Source organism: Collinsella sp. CM84Y_54, from assembly GCF_036317945.1.
In the GTDB taxonomy this organism is placed as follows: domain Bacteria; phylum Actinomycetota; class Coriobacteriia; order Coriobacteriales; family Coriobacteriaceae; genus Collinsella.
This window is the reverse complement of the sequence record NZ_JAWQCX010000006.1, coordinates 92,075-112,439: the sequence shown is the minus strand read 5'-3', so window position 1 is coordinate 112,439 and position 20,365 is coordinate 92,075. Positions and strand designations below refer to the sequence as shown.

General features: G+C 59.5%; 18 protein-coding genes. 14 read left to right on the top strand and 4 right to left on the bottom strand.

Annotation, left to right across the window (positions count from 1 at the left end):
- Positions 1–167 precede the first annotated feature (167 nt).
- A complete protein-coding gene (locus tag V2391_RS09355; protein ID WP_329739108.1) occupies positions 168–998 on the top strand; it encodes a transketolase in 831 nt (276 codons plus the stop codon).
- Positions 998–1,936, top strand: a complete 939-nt coding sequence (locus V2391_RS09350) for a transketolase family protein (protein ID WP_329739107.1) — start codon at positions 998–1,000, stop codon at positions 1,934–1,936. The genes V2391_RS09355 and V2391_RS09350 overlap by 1 nt, the downstream gene beginning before the upstream one ends.
- 250 nt (positions 1,937–2,186) lie before the next feature.
- Here V2391_RS09350 and V2391_RS09345 read toward each other — a convergent pair whose 3' ends face one another.
- The gene (locus V2391_RS09345) at positions 2,187–3,065 is read right to left on the bottom strand and encodes an ATP-dependent sacrificial sulfur transferase LarE (protein WP_329739106.1); all 879 of its coding nucleotides are present in this window, start codon (positions 3,063–3,065) and stop codon (positions 2,187–2,189) included.
- Between the two features lie 167 nt (positions 3,066–3,232).
- On the opposite strand from V2391_RS09345, the gene V2391_RS09340 reads away from it, so the two are divergent.
- Complete coding sequence (locus tag V2391_RS09340) at positions 3,233–3,883, top strand: HAD family hydrolase (protein ID WP_329739105.1); 651 nt, start codon at positions 3,233–3,235, stop codon at positions 3,881–3,883.
- A 71-nt stretch (positions 3,884–3,954) separates the two neighbouring features.
- Here V2391_RS09340 and V2391_RS09335 read toward each other — a convergent pair whose 3' ends face one another.
- A complete protein-coding gene (locus V2391_RS09335) occupies positions 3,955–5,067 on the bottom strand; it encodes a LacI family DNA-binding transcriptional regulator (RefSeq protein ID WP_329739104.1) in 1,113 nt (370 codons plus the stop codon).
- 549 nt (positions 5,068–5,616) lie between these two features.
- On the opposite strand from V2391_RS09335, the gene glmS reads away from it, so the two are divergent.
- Positions 5,617–7,464, top strand: a complete 1,848-nt coding sequence (gene glmS, locus V2391_RS09330; protein WP_329739103.1) for a glutamine--fructose-6-phosphate transaminase (isomerizing) — start codon at positions 5,617–5,619, stop codon at positions 7,462–7,464.
- A 119-nt stretch (positions 7,465–7,583) separates the two neighbouring features.
- On the opposite strand, the gene V2391_RS09325 is transcribed toward glmS, so the two are convergent.
- Positions 7,584–8,285: a GntR family transcriptional regulator gene (locus tag V2391_RS09325; protein WP_329739102.1), complete on the bottom strand. Its 702-nt coding sequence runs from the start codon at positions 8,283–8,285 to the stop codon at positions 7,584–7,586.
- Between the two features lie 193 nt (positions 8,286–8,478).
- Between V2391_RS09325 and V2391_RS09320 the strand changes: the two genes are divergently transcribed.
- The 6 genes from V2391_RS09320 to V2391_RS09295 all read left to right on the top strand — a co-directional run bounded on the left by V2391_RS09320 (position 8,479) and on the right by V2391_RS09295 (position 14,565).
- A complete protein-coding gene (locus V2391_RS09320; protein WP_329739101.1) occupies positions 8,479–9,513 on the top strand; it encodes a YeiH family protein in 1,035 nt (344 codons plus the stop codon).
- Between the two features lie 265 nt (positions 9,514–9,778).
- On the top strand, positions 9,779–10,996 hold the full coding sequence (locus V2391_RS09315; protein WP_329739100.1) for a helix-turn-helix domain-containing protein: 1,218 nt from the start codon (positions 9,779–9,781) through the stop codon (positions 10,994–10,996).
- 239 nt (positions 10,997–11,235) lie between these two features.
- Complete coding sequence (locus V2391_RS09310) at positions 11,236–11,661, top strand: hypothetical protein (RefSeq protein WP_329739099.1); 426 nt, start codon at positions 11,236–11,238, stop codon at positions 11,659–11,661.
- Between the two features lie 167 nt (positions 11,662–11,828).
- Complete coding sequence (locus V2391_RS09305) at positions 11,829–12,392, top strand: hypothetical protein (protein WP_329739098.1); 564 nt, start codon at positions 11,829–11,831, stop codon at positions 12,390–12,392.
- A gap of 83 nt (positions 12,393–12,475) precedes the next feature.
- Positions 12,476–13,282: a class B sortase gene (locus tag V2391_RS09300; RefSeq protein WP_329739097.1), complete on the top strand. Its 807-nt coding sequence runs from the start codon at positions 12,476–12,478 to the stop codon at positions 13,280–13,282.
- 2 nt (positions 13,283–13,284) lie between these two features.
- Positions 13,285–14,565 (top strand): LCP family protein, encoded by a 1,281-nt coding sequence (locus V2391_RS09295; RefSeq protein WP_329739096.1) that lies wholly within the window; start codon positions 13,285–13,287, stop codon positions 14,563–14,565.
- A 181-nt stretch (positions 14,566–14,746) separates the two neighbouring features.
- On the opposite strand, the gene V2391_RS09290 is transcribed toward V2391_RS09295, so the two are convergent.
- The gene (locus V2391_RS09290; protein ID WP_329739095.1) at positions 14,747–15,274 is read right to left on the bottom strand and encodes a nitroreductase family protein; all 528 of its coding nucleotides are present in this window, start codon (positions 15,272–15,274) and stop codon (positions 14,747–14,749) included.
- A gap of 294 nt (positions 15,275–15,568) precedes the next feature.
- On the opposite strand from V2391_RS09290, the gene V2391_RS09285 reads away from it, so the two are divergent.
- The 4 genes from V2391_RS09285 (at position 15,569) to V2391_RS09270 (ending at position 20,270) form a co-directional block, all read left to right on the top strand.
- On the top strand, positions 15,569–15,859 hold the full coding sequence (locus V2391_RS09285; RefSeq protein ID WP_199583492.1) for a CDP-alcohol phosphatidyltransferase: 291 nt from the start codon (positions 15,569–15,571) through the stop codon (positions 15,857–15,859).
- A gap of 178 nt (positions 15,860–16,037) precedes the next feature.
- Positions 16,038–16,538: a MarR family winged helix-turn-helix transcriptional regulator gene (locus V2391_RS09280; RefSeq protein WP_329739094.1), complete on the top strand. Its 501-nt coding sequence runs from the start codon at positions 16,038–16,040 to the stop codon at positions 16,536–16,538.
- Positions 16,538–18,262, top strand: a complete 1,725-nt coding sequence (locus V2391_RS09275; RefSeq protein WP_329739093.1) for an ABC transporter ATP-binding protein — start codon at positions 16,538–16,540, stop codon at positions 18,260–18,262. Before V2391_RS09280 ends, V2391_RS09275 begins: the two co-directional genes overlap by 1 nt.
- A gap of 1 nt (position 18,263) precedes the next feature.
- Positions 18,264–20,270: an ABC transporter ATP-binding protein gene (locus V2391_RS09270; RefSeq protein ID WP_329739092.1), complete on the top strand. Its 2,007-nt coding sequence runs from the start codon at positions 18,264–18,266 to the stop codon at positions 20,268–20,270.
- Positions 20,271–20,365: the final 95 nt, after the last annotated feature.

Sequence of the window (20,365 nt, the reverse complement as noted above, 5' to 3'; positions counted from 1 at the left end):
GCCATCTGAAAAATGAAGATCGCAGGCGGTGCCGTCTGTACCTTGGGTATCGCCTACGCGTATATGGACCAGAAGGCGATTCAGAATGAATGCGCCGCCTTAAACGAGTGAATTGCCCCGGCATCGCATTATCCAGTGCCGGGGTTGTTCTCAAGAGAGGAATTCGTATGACCAACCAGGAGCTGGCGAAGGTCGCCAATGAGGTCAGGAAGGGTGTCGTGACTGCGGTTCATGCAGCCAAGTCGGGGCATCCGGGCGGATCGCTTGGCGCCGCCGACATTATGACCTACCTCTACTTTGAGGAAATGGATGTCGACCCGGCGAATCCGAGCCGCGCCGAGCGCGATCGCTTTGTGCTCTCCAAGGGACACTGCGCTCCGGCACTCTATGCCGTGCTCGCCGAGCGCGGGTTCTTTCCCAAGGAGGAGCTCGAGACGCTCCGTCATATCGGCAGCCGCCTGCAGGGCCATCCCAATATGAATGACACGCCGGGCGTCGACATGTCTACCGGGTCGCTCGGTCAGGGTATCTCCGCCGCGGTTGGAATGGCGCTCGCCGCAAAGCACTGGGGTGACAGCTACCGCGTCTACACGCTGTTGGGTGACGGCGAGTGCGAGGAGGGCCAGGTGTGGGAGGCGGCCATGTTCGCCGGCAACCACGACTTGGATAACCTCGTCGCTATCGTCGATCACAATGGCCTGCAAATTGACGGCAGTATCGACGAAGTTAACTCGGCTATGCCACTTGCCGACAAGTTCCGCGCCTTTAAGTGGCATGTGATCGAGCTCGCCGACGGTAACGACATGGCGCAGATTGCCGCCGCCTTTGCCGAGGCTCGCAAAGTGAGCGCCTCACCTGTAGCCGTTATCGCCGAGACGGTGAAGGGCAAGGGCGTCTCCTTTATGGAAAACCAGGTGGGCTGGCACGGCAAGGCGCCCAACGATGAACAGTTTGAGCAGGCCATGGCCGAGCTCGCAGCAGCAGGGGAGGAGCTCTAATGGCAGACGTCAAGAAAGTCGCCACGCGCGTTAGCTATGGCGAGGCGCTTGTCGAGCTGGGCAATGAGCGCGATGACTTTGTTGTCCTCGACGCCGACTTGGCCGCCGCCACGCAGACCGGTAAGTTTAAGGCCGCGCACCCTGAGCGCTTCTACGATGCCGGCATTGCCGAAAGCAACTTGATGGGACTTGCCGCCGGCATTGCGACCACGGGCCACGTTGCCTTTGCGAGCACCTTTGCCATGTTCGCCGCCGGCCGCGCGTACGAGCAAGTTCGTAATTCCATCGGCTATCCGCACCTCAATGTCAAAATCGGCGCCACGCATGCGGGCATCTCGGTCGGCGAAGACGGCGCCACGCATCAGTGCTGTGAGGACATTGCGCTCATGCGCACGATCCCGGGGATGACGGTGATCGTTCCCGCCGATGACATCGAGGCTCGTGCTTGCGTGCGCGCCGCCTATGAGTTTGAGGGTCCGGTCTACATGCGTTTCGGCCGCCTGGCAACACCGGTCATCAACGACCGCGAGGACTATGAGTTCAAGATTGGCCGCGGCGTGGTCGTGCGCGAGGGGTCCGATGTGACTATCGTCGCATGCGGCCTCATGGTCGCCGAGGCGCTTGAGGCTGCCGAGACGCTCGCTGCCGATGGTATTGACGCCGAGGTCATCAACATGCACACAATCAAGCCGCTTGATGAGCGCCTGGTGGTTGCCAGCGCCAAGAAGACCGGTCGCGTGGTCACCGCTGAGGAGCATTCGATTATCGGCGGTCTTGGCGAGGCCGTGGCCTCGGTGCTCGCAGAGCAGCATCCGGTGCCGATGCGACGCGTCGGCGTGCGCGATGTGTACGGCGAGTCCGGCCCTGCGGTCGATTTGCTTCACAAGTACGGTTTGGACGCCGACGGTATCGAAGCTGCGGTCAGGTCTGTGTTGTAAGGAAGACTTCCACGGGATTGGTATCTGCCAACCAAGTGACGATCGGGCATGCCGCCGTCTCGCGCGAGCATCGATCCCGTTGAGATTGCGGAGCTCATCAATAGCGGACTCGAAGACTAGAACGGTCGTCCCGTTCAACTAATTGATCCTTCTCCAAGGAAAAGGGCCGCGACGCCATAGGGGTGTCGCGGCCCTGCTTGCGTTTCCTCAGATAAAACCTGCCAAAATAAACCTGTCCCTTTTTGGTAGGTTACTGGTTCATGTTGCCGTGAACGTAGGGGGTGACTTCGGGGGAGATATGGCCGCAGCCCAGTTCGCGCAGCGCAGACTCGATGGCGGCGGGCAGCGGGGTCTTGCCCTCGGCATCGACGGCGGCGCCGTCGAGCGCGGCAATCTTGGCGACATCTGCGGGTGCGGCCTCGATATGCATGCAGCCGCCGACCAAGCGCGCGCGTACCTGTGCCAAATCAAGATCGTGCAGGTAATCCTCGCAGGCGCGAATTAGGGAGACCTTCTCGCGCGTAAGCTCCTCGCCCGTGGGGACGCGCGTGGCAAGACAGGCTCCCGCCGGCAGGTTCCAGACGGGATAGCCCCATGCGCGCAGCAGCTCGCGCTCTTCGTCCTTGGTAAAGCCGATCTCCATAAGAGGGGAGCGTACGCCGAGCTCTTCTGCCGCGCGCATGCCAGGGCGGTAGTCACCGCGATCGCTTGCATTGCTGCCATCGATGACGGTGGGAAAGCCGAGCGACTTGGCGTGATTGACGATGGCGGTGAAGCCGGCGTGCTTGCAGTGGTAGCAGCGATTGGCGTCGTTGCAGGCAACCTGGGGGAGCTGCAACTGATCGACCGAAAGATTGAGTACGGGGAGCTTAAAATGCGGCTCCTCACTGGCTTGTACGTCAACGGATCGCTCAAATGAAGCCTGTTCGGGCGTGCCGATGAGCGGCGTGGTGAGGTGAACGAGAAGCGTGCTGGCGGGCATGATACGGGCGCAGACCGCGGCCAAAAAGCTGCTGTCGACGCCACCGGAAAACCCGATGGCCACGCGCCCGTATGCCAAAAGCAGCTGTTCGAGCGCCGATAGCTTGTCTTGAAGCTCCTCTGCGGGTGCCGTGGTGTCTGAAAGCATGAAACGATCCTTACCATTGAGTACTCGATCGAAAACTATAATCCTACCGAGCTGCCTGTCATAAGACTTCCGCTTATGTAACGAAAGTGCAATATGCTATATACGTTATATACAAGTTTGTAAAGTGCGGTAGAGTGGCAGTAATGCAATCCGGTGAGGGGGCCGATATGATCAAGGCTGTTATTTTTGACATGGATGGAACGCTGGTCGATACCGAGCGTCTGGGGATTAAGGCCTGGAAGGCAGGCGCCGCTGAGCTGGGGGTCGCGATTGATGATGCGCTGATCCATCAGTTTATCGGTCGCACACTGCCCGATGTCATGGACATCCTTGATGAACATTACGGTAGTCGCGAAACCGCCGAGGCGATCTATGTCCGCCACAAGGAGATTCGCGACGAGATAGTCAAGACCGAACTGGAGCTTAAGGCCGGCGCCGCCGAGTGCCTAGACGAGCTGCTGGCTGCGGACTATCACGTGGGGCTTGCGACCTCGTCGCGCCACGTTACAGCGGAGCGCAACCTTAAGATGGTCGGACTCTTTGACAAGTTTGAAACGGTGACCTGCGGCGAGGACGTCGTGCACGGCAAGCCCGACCCCGAGATGTATCTGCTTGCCTGCGAGCGCGCGGGCTTTGCTCCTGAGGAATGTGCCGTGGTCGAGGATTCGCGCAACGGCTGCGTCTCGGGCATTACGGCTGGCTGCCATGTCTTTGCCGTCCCCGATATCGTGCCGCTGCCGCGGGACGTGGTGGATGGCTGCGAGGCCGTGCTCGACACGTTGTTCGATCTGACGGCGGCGGTCAAGGCCGTGCGCTAGGAAATTGCGGCGTTGAAACGAGCAATTGGCCCCTTTTGCTTAAGCGGCGACACAGCATACTTACGGGCGTGCTATAGATACGCACCGAGGTTGATGGCCGTGGCGTCGGTCTGGGTGCTTGCCTGGGTGCTGGCGCGCTCCAAGAGGAACGGCCGCACGAGTTCCTGGCGGTTGATGTCCTCGGCTGCTGTGACCTCGGTGACGGTGCGTGCGGCGGAGCCGATGCGGACGCGTTTGGTTTTTGTCGGTGCCTTGTTCTCGATTTGCTCCATGAGCAGTTGGACGCCCTTGCGGCCAATCTCGTAGCCCGGGGGTGCTACGGTGGTGAGCGGTACCGCGCCGCTCCATGCAAGCGGGTTGCCGTCGCAGCCGGCCACGCGGACCTGCTCGGGGACGGGGATGCCTTTGTCGGTCAACGCCGAGATAACGCCCGAGGCCAATACATCGGTAAGGCCGATGACAAAATCGGGACGCTCGTCGGTAGAGCGCTCGGCAATCTGAGCGCCGATGCTGTAACCGTCGGCAGCGGTATTCCATTCTCCGGCGTCAATGACCTCAATTTTGATATCGGGATGTAGGGCGAGGGCCTTGTGGATGCCAAGTACGCGCAGGGTGAGTTGCATAAATGCCGCTCTGCCCACAACGGTGATATGGTGTGCGCCGCGGGCAATGGCGAGCTCGGCGATAATGCGCCCCTGTGCCTCGTTGTCGGCGGCCACGTAGTAACCTGGCTCGGAACAGTGGATGTCCAGATGGACGATCGGCACGGGCATCTTGGTCATATCGGGGTGCCAGTCGGGGGACGCCATGGGCTGAACCATGACGCCGGACATCTGCGTGCCCATAAAATATCGCAGGTAATGGTCCTCGAGAATATCGTCGTTATCGGCGTTGGCGATGAGCAGGTCGTAACCGTGCTTGCGGGCCTCGTTATGGGCGCCGCTGGCAATTTGGAGCGAGAAGCCATGGTCGAGACGGGGAAGAACCAGGCCAAAGGACTTGGTGGTGCCGCCTGCGAGCTGACGGGCGCTTTGGTTGGGCAGGTAGCCAAGGCGATTGATGGTCTCGTTGATGAGTTTGAGAGTCTCGGGGCGCAGCTTTTCGGGATGGTTGAGCGCGTTGGAAACCGTGCCCAGCGAAACCCCTGCCTCGCGCGCGACATCGCTGATTTTTACCTTTGCCATAGCGGCCCCTTTGATGCGCTTCAAGTACGAGTCAGATTGTAGCATCGCCCGTTTCCAGGGTGTCAAAACCTACCAATTAGGGACAGGTTTATTTTGGTAGGTTTTATCTGGGCAAACACCGTTGCCAGCGCGACCACCACGAAGGGGACAGGCTCCTTTGTGGCGGTTTGAGCTGCCCGGGCCTTCAATTGTCTCGATCTGTAACATCTGGACGGCAAAACCGGCTCTACCTGTTACAGATCGAGACATAGTGCAGGGGCTGAACCGTAATGTCTCGATCTGTAACACTAAGCCGGCTTCCGGAGCCCCAGATGTTACAGATCGAGATCTTTCGTCGGGACAGGCCACCGCTCCGGTCCAAGTCACCATAAAGGCGCCTGTCCCAATCGCGGTGGTTTGGGCATGTGTGCATCGAGTGGTATCTAAGTTGAGATACCACTTCTGGTATATCAGCTTGCGTTTGCGTGAGTACAATACTCGGACGATATACGTCTCAGCGCCCGTCGTGCGTGGGCGTTTTGCAGTCACGCGAACGAAGGGATTTATCCTATGTGCGGAATTGTCGGCTACACCGGCTCGGATATTGCAAAGAACATCCTGGTCACGGGTCTTAAGCGTATGGAATATCGCGGCTATGACTCCTCGGGCGTCGCGCTCGAGGTGGGCGAGGGCGCCGCGGCTCACCTCGACGTCATCCGCCGCGTGGGTAAGGTTGCGGGCCTGGAGAGCGAGCTTTCCAATATCGACAGCGACGCTACCTGCGGTATCGGCCATACCCGCTGGGCCACTCACGGCAAGCCTTCCGTTGTCAACGCCCATCCCCACACCAGCTGCGATGGTCGCATCGCCATCGTCCACAACGGCATCATCGAGAACTTCGCCGAGCTGCGCGAAGAGTTGGAGGGCCGCGGCCATCACTTTAAGAGCGAGACCGATACCGAAGTTTTCGCGCACTTGATCGAAGAGGCCTATGCCGAGACGCGCGACCTGATGGCTTCCGTGCGCGAGGCCTGCACCCACGTGGTGGGCGCCTATGGCCTGGCCGCCGTGTGCGCCGACGAACCTGGCGTGATCGCCGTTGCCCGCAAGGACTCCCCGATTGTGGTCGGCGTGGGCGAGACCGGCTCCTACGTTGCCTCCGATGTGATCGCGCTTATCGATGCCACCCGCGATGTCGTGGTGCTCGAAGACGGTCAGTTTGCCAAGCTCACGCCCGCAGGCGTCGAGTATACCGACGAGGCCGGCAATGTGATTGAGCCCAAGATCACCCATATCGACTGGGACCTGGACATGGCCGAAAAGGGCGGTTATCCCGACTTTATGCTCAAGGAGATTCACGAGCAGCCGCGCGTGGTGCGCGACACGCTGGTGGGCCGCATGACCCCTGCCGGTGAGCTCGATATCGACGAGCTGGGCCTTTCGCTCGAGGAACTCAACGATATCGACCGCGTATATGTGATTGCCTGCGGCACCAGCTACCACGCCGGACTCATCGCCAAGAACCTTATTGAGGGCTGGGCTCGTATTCCTACCGAGGTTGAGGCGGCTAGCGAGTTCCGCTACCGCAACCCCATCATCACGCCGACGACGCTCGTCGTGGCCGTGTCCCAATCGGGCGAGACGGCCGACACCCTTGCCGCCATTCGCGATGCGCGCATCAAGGGCGCCAAGGTCTTTGGCATCACCAACGTGGTGGGCAGCCCGGTGGCGCGCGAAAGCGACGGCGTCATCTACACCAAGGCCAACAAGGAGATTGCAGTCGCCTCGACTAAGAGCTTCATCGGTCAGGTCGTGAGCCTCACGCTTTTGGCCTTGCTGCTGGCGCAGGTCAAGTACCGCTTGACCACCAAGCAGACGCGCATGCTGTTCCGCGAGCTTTCCGATACGGCCGAGCAGATTCAGTGGATCCTGGATACGCAGACCGAGGCCGTGCACGAGGCCGCGCTTGTGTGCAAGGACGCGCAGTCCGCGCTGTTCGTGGGTCGCGGCATGGGCGCCGCTATTTCTTATGAGGGCGCGCTTAAGCTCAAGGAGGTCAGCTACCTGCATGCCGAGGCATATGCCGCCGGCGAGATGAAGCACGGCCCCATCGCGCTGATCGATCCGGGTTTCCCTGTCATCGCGGTGGCAACCAAGAGCGCAACGTACGATAAGACGGTGTCGAACCTCATGGAGTGCAAGGCTCGCGGCGCCAAGGTCATCGTCGTTGCTACCGAGGGCGACGAGGAAATCAACAAGATTGCCGACTGCATCATTTGCGTGCCGTCCGTCCGTGACGTGTTCAGCCCCATCACGGCGAGCGTTCCGCTGCAGCTGCTCGCCCGCGAGGTGGCCATCCTGCGCGGTTGCGACGTTGACCAGCCTCGCAACCTCGCGAAAAGCGTTACCGTGGAATAATCGAGTTCCGTCATCCTTACGATTGAGGCCCGGCTCCGCGTCATCAGGCGGAGCCGGGCCTTTTTGTGCGGAGAAACCATCACAAAGGTGCCTGTCCCCTTTGTGGTGGTTTTGGCAGGTTAGCGGAGCTTGCTGGTCTCGAAGTACTTGGGATATTGGTCCAGGACCTCGGTTTGGTTGCGGAACATCATATGCAGGTGCTTACTGACCAAAAAGCTTGCCTCGATAGGATCGCGACCGGCGATGGCGCGGCGGATTTGCTTGTGCTCGTTAACAATCTCCTGATTGTCGAGCGTCTGCGTGGCGGCACGCAGCCAGCGGAAGCGCTCCAGGTCGGCATTGGTCTCCTCGAGCCATGACCACACGGTGCTGCGGCACGCGATGCTAAAGATCATGCGGTGCATGAGGTTGTCGCTTAAAAAGAATCCGATGCGATCCTCTTCGGCCATGGCCTTTTCCTGCAGCGCGATGGCCCGGTCAAGCTGCTCGATGCCTGCCGAGGTGGCACGGGCGCAGCACTCCACAATCACCTGCTTTTCCAGGTGCTCGCGTATGTAGCAGGCACTCTCGGCAAGGGTGAGGTTGATGGGTGAGACATAGGTGCCGCTTTGGGGCACGGTGCGCACCAGGCCCTCTTGCGCCAGACGCACCAGCGCCTCGCGCACAGGGGTGCGCCCCATATCCAGGTCGTCGCAAAGCTGCTTGACGCCCAGCTTTTCGCCCGGCTTGTAGTCCAGGTAGACGATTTTGCGCCGAATGGTGTGGTAGGACTGGTCCTGTAGGCTCGTTTCCTGCTCGCCGACGTGCATCGATTCTTCCATTGCGCCTCGCAACTGTTCTATCAAACTCATATGTCAGTTGTTAATTATGCCGCGAATCAGCTCTCCGCGGTGGGTAATTCGGCTGTTGCCCAAGAACTATTGCGGCATCTTAGTCTGTGTTTGCGCTGGGCTGTGCTCAATGTTGCCGTATCATAAGCCGTCGCAAACGTGAAATAGAAAGAAGGAATCCCATATGCAACTGGCGAATATCGTACGCGAGCGCTGGAAGGGCGTCTTGTTCTGCCTGATCATCGCCATCCCCGCGACGTTGCTCGGCAAACAGATTGAGGTGGTCGGCGGGCCGGTATTTGCCATCCTCTTTGGCATGGTCCTGGCGCTCGTCTTTCCCAAGAATTGCCGCGGACAGCTCGCCGCCGGTGTTACCTATACGTCCAAAAAAGTCTTGCAGTACGCGGTTATCCTGCTTGGCTTTGGCATGAACCTCTCGCAGATTCTGTCCAAAGGCGCCCAGTCGCTGCCGATTATCGTGGCGACGATCTCGACCTCGCTTGTCATTGCCTTTGTGCTCTGCCGCGTTATGAACGTGCCAGGCAAGATCGCGACGCTTGTGGGTGTGGGTTCGTCGATTTGCGGCGGTTCTGCCATTGCCGCGACCGCGCCCGTCATCGATGCCGACGATCGCGAAATTGCCCAGGCTATTTCGGTCATCTTCCTGTTTAACGTTATCGCGGCGCTCGTGTTTCCGACGCTCGGCGGCATGCTCGGGCTGACCAACGAGGGCTTTGGCCTGTTTGCCGGCACCGCCATCAACGACACCTCGTCGGTAACGGCTGCGGCGAGCGCCTGGGACAGCATGCATCCCGGCGCCAATGTGCTCGAGAGCGCCACGGTGGTCAAGCTCACCAGGACACTGGCCATTATTCCCATTACGTTGACTCTCGCATGCTGGCAGATGCATCTGGCGCGCAAGGCCGGCGGCGACGCTAAAAGCACGTTTTCGCTCAAACGCGCGTTTCCCATGTTCGTGCTGTTCTTTGTGCTGGCGAGTGTGATCACCACTGTGTTTCAGCTTCCCGCGTCCATTACGGCACCCATCAAGGAGCTGTCGAAGTTCTTTATCGTGATGGCCATGGCGGCTATTGGTTTTAATACCGATATCGTCGAGCTGGTCAAAAAGGGCGGCAAGCCCATCGCGTTGGGCTTCTGCTGCTGGATTGGCATTGCGTGCATGAGTTTGGGAATGCAGCACGTGCTGGGAATCTGGTAGAGAAGTAGCTTATTTGCATGCTGCGTGCTGGCGAGCGCATGCTTGCGGTGGAGCGATAGGAGCTCTTGCGGGTATGGCTTGTCCGCAGGTTGATAGGTCCCGAAGAGCTCTTATCGCCCCGCCAGGATGGCGATGCGGGGCAATTCATATATTCGCAAGAAGGCATCGCAGGCCCTATAGTGTTTGGTGAACATTATCGTTCAATTTTGAAACACTTGAGATGCCAAGCCACAGATAAGGGTTGTGGCTGGAGACGGGGCGAACCATGGACAGCGATGCCAAGCTGCAGATTCTGATTGAGGCGTTGTCCGCAGCCGGAGTATCGGTGCTGGCAATCGACGAGCGCGGTGGCATCGTGATCTCGACCATGAGTGACGCTGCGCTCGAGCAGGATATCGCCGCTTTTGTTTCCGAGCGTCTCGCTCGCGTGGGCGATGGAGCGCGCCTGGTGATGGGACGCGAGGGCGTGCGGTTGAGCTTGACGGTGCGACCGACGGCCGAGGAGCGCGGAGCGCTTTGGGTGGTCGTGGCGCATGAGGTGCGCGCCGCCGCAGCGCATGCGGGCATCGAGTGGCTCAATGCCGACGAAGTCGAGGCTCGCTACGAGTCGAGCACGTACGGTATCGTCGAAGACGCGGCGGCGGTCGCTGCCCCCGTACGGGAGAGTTACGCACGCGGGGTGCCCCTTATGCTCGAGGGTGAACTGGGCGCGGGGCAGGATCAGATTGCAAAACGCCTGTACCTGGATGGACCCTATGCCGATCAGCCCTTTGTGTCCGTTGCACTCGATGAGCTAACGGATCGCGGCTGGCGCCATCTGCTCAAAAGTTCCGAATCGCCGCTATTCCAAACGGGGCTGACACTTTGCATGGGCGGCTGGCATGCCGTTGGGCCCCAGCGCCTGCGCGAGCTCGTGTCCGCAATGGTCGACACGGCGCTCGCAACTCGTTGCCATGTGGTGTTGACGGCAAACGATATGCCGGGCGGCGGCGAAAGCGACCAGGCTGCCTTTGTGACCGAACGTCTGGCCTGCGCCGTGAGTGTGGCGCCGGCGCTTGCCGAGCAGGGCGGCGTGTCGCATAAAATTACGGGCTATTTGAAGTATCTGGCAGATATGTTTGAAACGGATGCCCCATGGCTGTCCGCCGCTGCGGCAGAGACGCTCGATGCGTACCGTTGGCCCCGCAATTACCTGCAGCTGCGCGAAGTCTCGGAACGACTCTATATATTAGTAGGGGCGGGTGCGGCGGAGCATGCCGTGGCGAAAGAGGTGCTTGCCCAGGAGGACGTTATCAAGACCGCGACCTTTGGCGCCCCGACGCTCGAAAGCGATTTGTATATCTTGCGTCCCCTGGCCGATACCGAGCACGATATTGCGCGGCTGGTCCTGCAACACCTTCACGGCAACAGGACACGTGCGGCAGAGGTGCTCGGTATAAGCCGCACGACTTTATGGCGCCTGCTGAAGGACAACGACCGCTGAGCGAGGCGCCGTGACCACGAGTGGCGCGTGTGATACAGTCCAAAGCAGTATTGTTTCGATTGTGTTAAGGCGTGCGGGGGAGTATGGCGGAAACTTCAAAAACGAACCGAACAAAACGAAGTGCGGCGCCGGTCAGCCGACGTACGACTTCGCGGACGTGGGGCAAAAGCGCCTCGGGGTTCGACGGCTCGTTCAAGCGCACAAAATATGGCTATCCTTCGGCAAGCGCTCGCTTGGCCATGCAGGCCGAGTCCTCGTTGTGGGGACGAAGACGCGTGGTGGGCTCAAAGCTCAAGCACGACGGCACGCTTGGCTACATTAGCCGCGGTGCTGCCCGCCGTAGCGGCCTCAATCCTGCTGGTTGGCATCGTTATGTGCCGATCGTGGTCGTTGCCGCGATAATCGTCATTGCGCTCGCAGCGCTTGGCTATGCAGGTGGCGGCGCGAGTCTTGGCGCGATGTTCAAATCGCCCGAACTTGCGCATGCAGGCATAGAAGTTGTCGAGGGCGCTCAGGCCCAGACGGGCGTCGCGCCCCAGCGCGGCATGGTCGCAGTCGCTGCCACCATTGCCGATGCTCAAAAGGATGAAGGCGGGCAAAAAGCAGAGGGAGCGGCACAGACGAGCGATGACGGGGCGAATTCGGCTTCAAATCAAACGGCGTAGACCTGCCGGAACATAAAATCGTCACAGCGAGGTGCCGTTTGGGGCTATGGGCGAACAAAAACCTGCAACATTGTTTCATGCAGAGCTCTTTGGTCGCAGTTTGCAGAAAAAGGCTATACTACTAGGCACTTGAAAATCTGCAAGCTGCAAGTTGAGGAGTACCTAACATGAAGAAGAGATTCATGGCAGCACTGAGCGTTCTCGCTCTCGTCCTGGCTCTGCCCGTGGCTGCTTTTGCTGCTCCGAGCCCGGCCAACACCACCACCACTGGCGCCAACAATGTGACCGCGAGTGTCAACAACGCCAACGTCAAGGTTGAGTCCACCACCAAGTACGCCGAGGGCACCCCCGCCAACGCCAACGTGGTCGCCTCCTTCGAGATCACCGAGACCGTCGCGGGTACTGTTTCTGAGTCCAACCCGCTGACCGTCACCTTCACCCTTGGCAAGGCCTACGCCGGCGCCAAGGTTACCGTCTATGTCCAGCACAACAACGGCGACAAGGATACCCTGAACCTCACTGCCGACAACAACGGCAATGTTACCTTTAAGGTCACCGGGCTCTCCATCTACACTATCGTGGCTGAGAAGACCGCCACTGGTGCTGCTACCACCGACAACGGCGCTAAGTCTCCGACTACCGGCGTGGACACCACCGGTGTTGCCGCCGTGGCTGTTGTTGCCGCCGCTGGTGCCGCTTGCGCCTTTGTTGCTCTTCGCAAGAACAACTAGCACGTATACGGTTTCAACCGTAAGATTTGAGGACCCGTACTTGTGCGGGTCCTTTTTTAACTGATTTGGGATTAAGGAATATCATGGCAGAGCAGCCGTTGGGCAAGCACGTGGGCAACCCGGGCAAAAAGCGTCGCGCCGCAATTCTCAAAGGTGTTATCGCCGTGCTGTTGTTGGTTGCAGTTGGCTGTGGCGGCTACGTGCTTTACATGCACCATCTAGATCAAAAGGGCGCCGAGGAGATGAGCGCGACGGGCAAGCCCGCGACCAAGGTCGAGTCTAAGAACGACGAGCTGCCGGATAATCCCATCGATTTTGCTCCACTGATCCAGGAGAATGCCGACATTTACGCCTGGCTCTATATCCCGGGCACCGATATCAATACGCCCTTGCTGCAGAGCTCGGTGGATGACCTGTTCTATCTCAATCACGACAAGGATGGCAAGTACGATCCGTACGGCACCGCCTTTAGCCAGATGGCCAACGCCCGCGATTTTAGTGACCCCGTCACGGTGATCTATGGCCATGTGAACAGGCGCATGTTCCATAACTTACATTATTTTGAGGATGCGGACTTTTTTAACGAGAACACCGAGTTCTACATCTACACACCCGGTCATATTCTGAAGTACAAGATCGTTTCGGCCTACCAGTACGACAATCGCCACATCCTCAACTCCTTTAACTTTGCCGATCCCGCCGTGCGCCAGGAGTATTTCAATACCGTTTGCAATCCCGATGCGCTCCTTAAAAACGTGCGCGAAGGCGTATCGCTTGATGCAGATAGTAAGATTGTACAGCTGAGCACCTGCGTACTCGATAAATCGCAGCGCAGCAACTCGCGCTATATCGTTAGCGGTGTTTTAGTTAATGATCAGGAAACCAAGTAGCAATGAACCCACGCGGTAAACACTTTATCGATGCGGCCGACCCTGAAGAGAACAGCCAGGAGAGCACGTCTCGGCAGCAGGTTTCCGATGTGGCAGACCCTACCGGCATGCAGCAGGGCGCCGATGTCGTCTCGGGCGCTGACGCAGAAAATGGGGCGCAGAGCGAAACCATGGGACAGGTCGATGCTTCGGCGCAGGTTGCGGATGATGCGCCGCAGCCTGCTGATGAGACCGAATGGCCTTCGCTCGATGAAGCGGCACCGCAGCGCCGTCGTCGTTCCAAGGAGTCGATTAAGCGCATTAAACGTCGTCGCCGTATCCGTAGGCTCGTGATCGTGCTGCTCGTGATCGGCGCGATTGTCGCTGCCGGCTGGGGCTTCGTGAACCATGGCGTGAGCCAGGGCAAAAAGAAGATCGAGGAAAAGACCCAGAAGGTCATTAAGGCCAAAGGCGACACCATCACCTATAACGGCAAGAAGTATGAGCTCAACAAGCATATGGCCACGGTGGCGTTCATTGGTTTCGATGGACGCGACAACGACGATGGCACCCAGAAGGGACAGTCCGATACCGTGATGGTTGTGGCGCTCAATACCGATACGGGTGAGGCGCGTGGCATCGTTATCCCGCGCGATAGCATGGTTGCCGTGGACACATATTCCAATGGGTCATTTGCCGGCCAGGTGACCGAGCAGCTGTGCCTGCAGTTTGCCTACGGCACCGACGGCGATAATTCCTCGCAGCTGACGGCGGCGGCCGCTTCACGCGTACTCGACAACATCCCGGTCGACTATTACTACACGCTCAATATTGAGGGCGTGGCGCCTATCAATGATTCTATTGGCGGCGTGACGCTGGTACCCACGCAGACTGTGCCGGGTACTTCGGTGGTCGAGGGGCAGGAGACAACACTCTTTGGCAAGATGGCCGAGAAGTACGTGCAGTGGCGCGATACCTCTGTGCTCACGTCCTCGCTCGACCGAACCGCGCGTCAGGTGAGTTACCTCCAGGCGTTTGCGTCTAAGGTTCTCAGTAGCGCTAAGAGCAACCCCGCTGCGCTCATCAGCCTGTACCAAACCATGGACGACTATACGTGGACCAACCTGGGTCTCGATGAGTTTAGCTACCTGGCGACCACGATGCTCGAGCACGGCCTGACCTCGTTTGATGTCGTGACGCTGCAGGGAACCATGCAGCAGGGCGACACCTTTGCCGAGTTCTATCTGGACCAGGACAACGTAAAACAAACCGTTGTGGACACCTTCTATCATCCTGTTAATTAGCTGCCCAGGTGCCGGATGCCAACAGTGGCTCACTCGATGTCAGGCACCAACAGCGAGCGGGCCGCATTTGCGCCAAGGTGACGTGAAATGAGAGGGCGCTGACCTTTTGGTCGCGCCCTCGAAATTGAACGTCAGATTGGCGTGAATGCGGCTCGCGCAGCGTCAACGGGTCCGCCGTTCGTTAGAACGGCGGAACATACACCACGTTGTCGCGGCGGGGCTTGGCCTCGGGAAGCACGTCTTCGGCATAGCCCAGAATGCAGTTGCCGACGCCGCGCAGGCTTCCGTCGGCGGGCAGACCCCAGCTGGCCAGCAGCTCCAGGCCCTCGGGCGAATCGAAGACCTCGTGGGCGCGATGAATCCAGCACGAATCAACGCCCAGCGCATAGGCAGCATTGAGCAGGTTGCCCATGGCAAGCGAACCGTCTTCCAGATGCGTGGGCACGCTGCGGTCGACCAGCACCACCACAACCGTTTTGGCACCGTAGAAGGGGTCGTCGTTGCTGCCCATGACTTGCGCATTGAGCTGCGAGAGACGCTCGATGGTCGCGGGATCGGTAACGGCGACAAACGTCACCGGCTGGCGTCCCATGCCGCTGGGCGCATACTGGCCGGCCTCGATAATGCGTGCGAGCTTTTCGGCTTCGACGGGGCGATCGCTGTAGTTGCGGCAGCTGCGGCGATGGATGAGCGCTTCGATGGTCTCCATGGGTTCTCCTAGCAATGACGTTGCAGATGCTCCGTTCTTACCCGTCGCGCCGTAGCCGTAATCGCGCGAAGGGCTCCAAGCAGCAATGGCCGCCAATCGGAAAAGTCGGCTTGCATAAAACTGCGGCAAGAATGTGAGAAGCTGATGAGATGGTTAAACGTTTTATCCCGTCTGCCCTGCGGTTTTTTACCACTTGCCTAAATGATGCGCGCATAAGCCCTGATAAAGGTTTTACTAAAGGAGTACCAACGTTTATCAACGCGCCATGGTGGCGCCGGGCCAGGAGGTAACATCATGTTCCAGGCTGGAGATGTCGTCGAGACCGACTTCGAAGGATTTCTGAAGCTGCTGCGTTCCAAGACGCGTGCTTTTGTGACGATCGACAACCACGAGTACTACATCACGCACACCGATGGCTATTGGCGTGTTCAGGATTGCGAGGCTCTCAACGATAAGGGCCACTTTACTGACTGCTCCGAGCTGGTCAATACGGTCTGCGAGGTCGTTGAGCTGCCCTGGATCTGCGGCAAGAGCCTGCACGACAGCTTTGCGGGCGCTACGGTCTACGAGGCCGTCGCTGCCTAACGGGCAAATACATCGCTATTCTCGCGTGACCGCCGGCGCCGCCCCCGCGCCGGCGGTCTTTTCTGTCGATATGCAATGTAGAGCTGACCATATATATTGAGCTTATTGACGATAGTCAAAAATCGGACTAATCTAAAAACAAATTGGTCAAAACTCGGACTATCGAATGGCGGGAGAGATGAATAATGCAGTTAGCCTGGTCGATTTCGACCGGATGCTCAACGGGCTTGACCGTATCTATTCGGAGTTCGCGCGCACCTGTGGTCTTTCGGACTGCGCCTATTGGATGCTCGTCGACACCAGCACGGCGGGCGGCAGCATTGCTGTAAGTCGTCTGACAAGCGAATGGTTCTATAGCAAACAGACCATAAACTCGGCCATTAAAGCCTTGACGGCGCGGGGTTTCGCCACGCTTGAGTTTGCCGAAGGCAGTCGCAAGAACAAAGTTGTGAGCCTGACCGAAGAGGGTAGGCGATTTGCAAAACGGTATGCGATGCCGGCGCAAGGGGCCGAGCAGAGAGCCTTCGATGCCCTCGAGCCATGTGAGCAGCGCGAGATTATGCGCTTGATCGGTAAATTTTCTCAGGTGCTCGGTGAGGAGTGCGAGGCATTTAAGCGGCAGGTGGCAGCCGAAGATCAGTCGGAGAATCAACGTGAGGGGGAGTCGTGCGACTGTTAATGAGGTTTTTGAAGCCCTACCGAGGGCTTGTCGCAGTGACGCTACTGGTGCTGCTGGTGGATAACGTCGGTACGCTGTTGGTTCCCACGATGCTGGCGAACATGGTCAACACCGGAATTACCACGGGCGATGTCGACTACATTTTACGTAACGGCCTATACATGTTTATCGCGACCAGCATGGCTAGCGGCGGCACGGTGCTGGGCTGCTATCTTTCGGCGCGCCTGGCCGCCAACGTGGCCTGCGATATCCGCAATGCCGTGTACGACAAATCGCTCGAGCTCGCGGCCAGCGACTTTGAGCGCTTTGGTACCGGATCGATGATCACACGCTCACTCAACGACATCAACGTGATTCAGCAGGCAATCCTTCAGACGATTCAGTTGGTGCTGCCGGTGCCATTCCTGGCCGTCGCGGGCATCATATTTGCTTGGTTCATCGATCCCGCCATGGGAACGCTGCTGGGCGTGGTGGTTGCGATCGTGCTGGTGGCGGCGGTCTTTACGGTGGCTAACGCCGCGCCGATTTTTATGCGCCTTCAGAGCTTTATCGATCGTATGAACGTGGTGCTGCGCGAGAACATCGTGGGCGTTCGCGTCATCCGCGCTTTCAATAAGGAGCACCACGAGGAGCAGCGCCTGGACGAGGTATTTAGCGATTACGCGGACAACGCCATTAAGGTCAACCACCTGTTTGTGGGGCTCGACAGCTCCAGCTTCTTTTTGATGAACATCGCCGAGGTGGCGGTGCTGTGGGTGGGCGGCAACCGCGTGGGCGCCCATGCCATGCAAATCGGCAGCATCTCGGCCGTACTGGAATACGCGATCCTGATCCTGTTCTTTGTGATGATGGCGCAGATGGTGATTCTGACGCTTCCGCGCGCTGCGGCGTGCCTCAACCGCGCGCAACAGGTGTTGGAGATTGAGCCGAGCATTGTGGACGGCAAGCGCACGCTGGATACGTGCGCGGCGGAGCCTGTTGACAGTGCCGACGCGGTCGCCGTGTTCGATCATATGTCGTTCCGTTTCGACGACGCCGACGAGGACACGCTGTGCGATCTGAACTTTACCTGTCGCCGCGGTCAGACGACCGCGATCGTCGGCTCGACGGGTTCGGGCAAGTCGACGGTGGCCAAGCTCCTGCTGCGCTTCCACGACGCCACCAAGGGCGCCATTCGCCTGGACGGCGTCGACCTGCGCGAGCTTTCGCAAGGCGAGATTCGCGGGCGCATTGCCTATGTGCCGCAAAAGGCATGGCTGTTCTCGGGCACCGTGGCAAGCAATCTGCGCTTTGGCAATGAGGGCGCGACCGAGGCCGACATGCTTCACGCGCTTGAGGTTGCCCAGAGCACCTTTGTACTCGATCAGCCGCAGGGGCTCGACACTCCGGTGGCGCAGGGCGGCACGAACTTTTCGGGCGGCCAGCGCCAGCGTCTGGCAATCGCCCGTGCGCTCATGAAGCATGCCGATCTATATATCTTCGACGACAGCTTTTCGGCCCTGGACTTTAAGACCGATGCCGCCCTGCGCCATGCGTTGCAAAACGAGACGCGTGACGCTGCGGTGCTCATTATCGCGCAGCGCATCTCGACGATCTTGCACGCCGACCAGATCGTCGTGCTCAAGGACGGCGAGGTTGTGGGCCTGGGCACGCATGGCGAGCTTATGGAAACCTGCGAGGTGTACCGCGCCATCGCGGAATCGCAAATGAAGGGAGGTGAGTAGCATGACCGAGGAGCTCAGGAAGCAGGCCAGCGTTGATGACGCCGTTGCCACAGGGCTGGTTGAGGAAACAGCTGCCGTAGCACCCGAGCTGGACGAGGCCGCCAAGGCTGCAGCCGAGCGCGAGGCTCGCCGCCAAGCGCTCTACGAGGAAAACGAACGCGCCGAGGACGAGCGCGCCCGCGCTGAGGCAGAGCGCATGCGCGACGTGGACGACGAAGACGAGGACGAGACGCCCCGCGACACCTGGGCGACGGTGCGCCGCCTGTGGAGCGAGGCCGCCGGCGACCATTGGCGCTTCTATATCGTGTTCGCGAGCATTGTGTTCTATGTCATCTTTAACACCGCCGCGCCGGCATATAGCGCCCGCGTGATCGATGAGCTGTGGGGCCACATTCAGGTGGCGTTTGCCAACGACACCACTTTCAGCATCACCTGGGAGAACTGCGGCAAGACCATTTTCGTCTACTTTATGATCTGGACTGCCGCTGCCTCGTTCTATGCGCTCCAGAGCTTTTTGATGTCGAGCGTGGCCGAACGCCTCAATCTGCGCCTGCGCAACCGCATCGCGCAAAAGCTCAACCGTCTGCCGCTCGCCTATTTTGACGCGCATCGTCCCGGCGAGGTCGTCAGCCGCGCGACCAACGACCTGGACAAGATGTCCGAGAGCATGCAGCGCGGATTGCTGCAGCTGCTCGTGTCGATCGGCACGGTTGTTGGTGCTGTGAGCGTGATGTTCGTGTTCAGCGTGCAGCTTACGCTCGTCTTTCTGTTCTTTACGGCACTGTCGCTGCTGGTGACGAAGGTCGTCTCGCGCCGCACACACGATGTGACGGGCGAGCGCCAGGAGTGGGTGTCCAAGATTACGAGTGCGGTCGAGGAAGGCTATTCGGGCCGTCTGGTGATCCGCGCGTTTAACCGCGAACGTCAGAGCTCCGCTGAGGTGCACGAGGCTTCGAAGGAACTGGCTCGTGTGAGCACCAAGGCCGACTTTATGATCAATGCTGTCGGCCCCGCAGTGCGCTTTATCGGCCGTTTGGCGCAGATCGTTATTGCGCTTGTGGGCTGCAGCATGCTGGTTGCCGGTCACATGACCGTCGGCGTGTTCCAGGCGTTCTTCCAGTTTATCTACGAGGCGTCCGAGCCCATGACGCAGTTGTCGTTTACCTTCAACTCGCTGCAGAGCGCGCTGGCGAGTGCAGAGCGCGTGTTCGACCTGCTCGATGAGCCCGAGATGGAGGCCGATCCGCTGCCGGACAAGGCCGCCAAGCTGCCGGGTCGCGTGGAGGGCCGCGTCTCCTTTGAGCATGTGCGCTTTGGTTATTCGCCCGACAAGCCGCTTATGCGCGACGTGTCGTTTACCGCCGAGCCGGGCCAGAAGATTGCCGTGGTGGGAACCACGGGCGCGGGCAAGACGACGCTCATCAACCTGCTCATGCGCTTCTACGAGATTGACGGCGGGCGTATTACGCTCGACGGCGTGGATACGAGCCGCATGGACCGCGGCGAGCTACGGCAGCAGTTTGGCATGGTGCTGCAGGACGCCTGGCTGTTCGATGGCACGATTGCCGAAAACATCGCCTACGGCTGCCCCGAGGCGACGCGCGAGGAGATTGTCGCGGCCGCTCGTGCCGCGCAGGTCGACTTCTTTGTGCGCACCATGCCGCAGGGCTACGACACGCGCGTGGCCAACGATGCCGAAAGCATCAGCCAGGGCCAGCGTCAGCTGCTGACCATCGCACGCGTGCTGCTCAATAACCCGGCGATTCTCATCCTGGACGAGGCGACCTCAAGCGTGGATACGCGTACCGAGCTTGCCATCGGTCGTGCCATGGACGCGCTCATGCGCGGGCGCACGAGCTTTGTGATCGCGCACCGCCTGTCGACGATCGTGGACGCCGACCTGATCTTGGTCATGGATCACGGCAACATTATCGAGCAGGGCACGCATAAGGAGCTGCTGGCTGCCGAGGGTGCCTACGCCGACCTCTATCTGAGCCAGTTCGCATAATGTGACAAAGGGACAGTCCCGCATGTCACATCAAAAAGAAGGGCGCGCCGGGGATGGATTCCCTGGCGCGCCTTCTTGCGTTGATGCCGATGTCG